The organism is Desulfurobacteriaceae bacterium (genome assembly GCA_039832905.1).
Lineage (GTDB): Bacteria > Aquificota > Aquificia > Desulfurobacteriales > Desulfurobacteriaceae > Desulfurobacterium.
Genome location: JBDOLX010000088.1, coordinates 1 through 2,581, shown reverse-complemented (window position 1 = coordinate 2,581; position 2,581 = coordinate 1). Strand labels below are relative to the sequence as shown.

Sequence of the window (2,581 nt, the reverse complement as noted above, 5' to 3'; positions counted from 1 at the left end):
TGAAAGCCTTTACAAATCTTTCGGCTGCCGATAAAAGTTTCTCATTCTTTATCGTAACTCTTGTCCAGATTTTCCCAAGAGACGTTATCCACAGCTTCTTTATTCCTACAAGTCCGAAATGTCCTCCCTCTTCATCTCCAACGCCAACGACGTTCATTTCTTCCCCTTTAACAACTTCTTGAACTATTACAGGATACCCCCATTCGGAAACTATAGAATTGAAATAGGAGGTAGCCTGAGTAATGTTGAAAGCTTTGTAGGCTTTGTAGGCTTTGTAGAAAATTCCTTTTACCATTATAGGGAAACCAATTTCTTCAATAACCTTACTAAGTTCCTCATAGGAAGTAACCACTTTTGTTTTCGGAATCTTTACTTCTATACTTTCTGCTACCTTTAATAGTTTATCTTTTCCTCTTAATTTAAACTGTTCTTCGGTTGGTAAAAAAGTCTTTATTCCGGAACTTTCAAGTAAAGATGCACCTTTTATAAAAAGGAGAAGTTCTGCATCAAGAGCAGGTATTACAGCGTCAAGTCCGTAAGTAGATTTAATGTACAGAAGCCTTTCCACAAAAGGTTCCTCTCCTTCTGAAGGATATGGCATGATGAAACTTTTATCTATAAGCCACTTCATGTAAACTCCAGGTTCCATTGCATCGTAAGCAAGTCCAAAAACTGTTGTTTCCAGATCACTTTCCTTTACACTCTTTGCTATTCCTATTCCGGGACCTGGATTGTCAACGGCATTTATTCCAGAAATAGCTACTTTATACATCTTTATCCCCCAGAAGCCCCAAAATCTTAAGTTGTTCAATAAAATCCAAGAGATCACGTTTAGCTTCTTCTTCATTTACTTCAAATTCGTTAGTTAGATGACTAACGATTTCATCTTCACTTTTCCCCTCTTTTAAGAGTTTTATTATGAAAAGATCGGTTTTATTGACTGTAAAACTGTTTCCTGTTTCAGGATCAAAGATGAATCCCTCATCGTTAACAGCGAGTATACTTAGCTTGTCCATTGTTTCCTCCCTGTATGATTTCAAGCAGTTCATAAAGATACTTCCCATACTTAAAAGCTATATCTCGTAAAGTAGCATCAGCTTGCGCCTTTATACCTTTATCCTCAAGTCTTTTTAAACACTCTTTGTAAGAGATACCAAGCTTTTGACAAGCTTCCCTAAGAGTTAACCTTCCAATTCCCATTCCTGGTTGAAAGGAAGTAGAAGCATTCTTTTTTTGTTTTGAAACAGACATAAGAATTTTATAAACCTGTACTGGAGAAGCGTTATTCTTATTAGCAATTTCCTTAAGAGTTTCTTTCGGTGAGTCAACTTTGATTCCTTTGGATTTAAGAACTTCAAGAGCTTTTTCCGTAGAGATACCAACAATGCCTGCTACTTTTTCTAAAGAGAGAAGCTCAGTATGAGGAGCGGGAGGAGGAGTTTTAGGCATAAGCCAAGTATCCTTTATTTTCTTTTCCAAATCTATAACTGCTTTAAAAGGTTGGAAGTTCGCAACTGTTCTATAAAAACAAAAATAGTTATCAAGGTTGTAAATAAGAACTCTTTAGAGAGTGTTCTTCTTGCCTTATCTTTTAAGTAGCTTACAAAACTTTTCCAATTTAAAACAAGATGCCAAATTCCAAAAGTGACCATTAAGAATCCGAATATAGTATGGAGACTGTCCCATTGATCCTTATCAAGACCTAAGAATTTTCATCCACTCCAGTAGGCAACTCTCTCATAAGGCATTATGTAGAGAACAATTCCAGTAATTATCATCATCATCAAAGAGTAAAACAGAAAAAGACTTACAAGCTTTCTCATTTTTCTACCTCCAGTAGTTGTTTATGAGAAAAGGGGGACTGCACCCCGACCATTAAGCATAGACACTTATTAAGGATGGTACCACCAAAGATGTAGCATTAACGGAAGAAATAATGTTCATAACTGACTGGTAAATTTGATCTTGTGTCATAGAAGAAATATCAAGCTGCCTTATTTGATCCACTACTTGTGTTCTAAGGTCTTGTGGAAGATTTTGCAAAGCAGAAGAGACCTGTTGTCTTTGGTCAGGTGTTAGCTGGGTCATAACTTGCCCCATTCCGTTTCCATTTCCAGCCCTGTAGCGATGCTGGCACTGAAGTTGTTGATAGTAAACATCTGTTGAGTAAGTAGTTGTGTTTATACCGCTAATCATCTTTCCCCCCTTATTGAAAATTTTTAGGTACAGTCCCCCTGCACCATCTTCTAAATGAAAAGTCATAGCTTGCGTTATTTGTTTTATTTACTAACTTACAGGCCATAATCCCATTAATACCTCTAAAACGCCACACAGGAGGAGTAAAACCTTCAACAGATACAATGTCTCCTTCCTTTATGTTAAGGTGCGGATACCACCAAGAAGGAGCAACACTAACCTCTAAGGTTCCATTCTTAGTTTCAACTTCTAAAACCCTCCAATCTATCCTTTTCCTTCCCCAACCTGGAACCTTTTTAACTTTTTTCACCGTTCCTTCTATCTTATTTATGGAAATTGAAGGATATAGAGAACCGTTTACTCCATAAAATCCTGCTTCGTGCTT

General features: G+C 37.0%; 6 protein-coding genes. All 6 read right to left on the bottom strand.

The window, feature by feature from the left end:
• Positions 1–772, bottom strand: a 772-nt coding sequence (locus ABGX27_06285; protein MEO2069105.1) for a carboxylate--amine ligase, incomplete at its 3' end; no start/stop codon positions are given.
• The gene (locus ABGX27_06280; GenBank protein MEO2069104.1) at positions 765–1,016 is read right to left on the bottom strand and encodes an HPr-rel-A system PqqD family peptide chaperone; all 252 of its coding nucleotides are present in this window, start codon (positions 1,014–1,016) and stop codon (positions 765–767) included. The genes ABGX27_06285 and ABGX27_06280, both read right to left, overlap by 8 nt.
• Positions 988–1,479 carry a hypothetical protein gene (locus tag ABGX27_06275; protein MEO2069103.1) on the bottom strand — a complete coding sequence of 164 codons (492 nt, stop codon included), beginning with the start codon at positions 1,477–1,479 and terminating at the stop codon, positions 988–990. The genes ABGX27_06280 and ABGX27_06275 overlap by 29 nt, the downstream gene beginning before the upstream one ends.
• A 2-nt stretch (positions 1,480–1,481) precedes the next feature.
• Positions 1,482–1,667: a hypothetical protein gene (locus tag ABGX27_06270; GenBank protein MEO2069102.1), complete on the bottom strand. Its 186-nt coding sequence runs from the start codon at positions 1,665–1,667 to the stop codon at positions 1,482–1,484.
• Positions 1,668–1,875: 208 nt separating this feature from the next.
• Positions 1,876–2,196 carry a hypothetical protein gene (locus ABGX27_06265; GenBank protein ID MEO2069101.1) on the bottom strand — a complete coding sequence of 107 codons (321 nt, stop codon included), beginning with the start codon at positions 2,194–2,196 and terminating at the stop codon, positions 1,876–1,878.
• Between the two features lie 10 nt (positions 2,197–2,206).
• Positions 2,207–2,581: hypothetical protein (locus ABGX27_06260; GenBank protein ID MEO2069100.1), on the bottom strand; the 375-nt coding region annotated here is incomplete at its 5' end.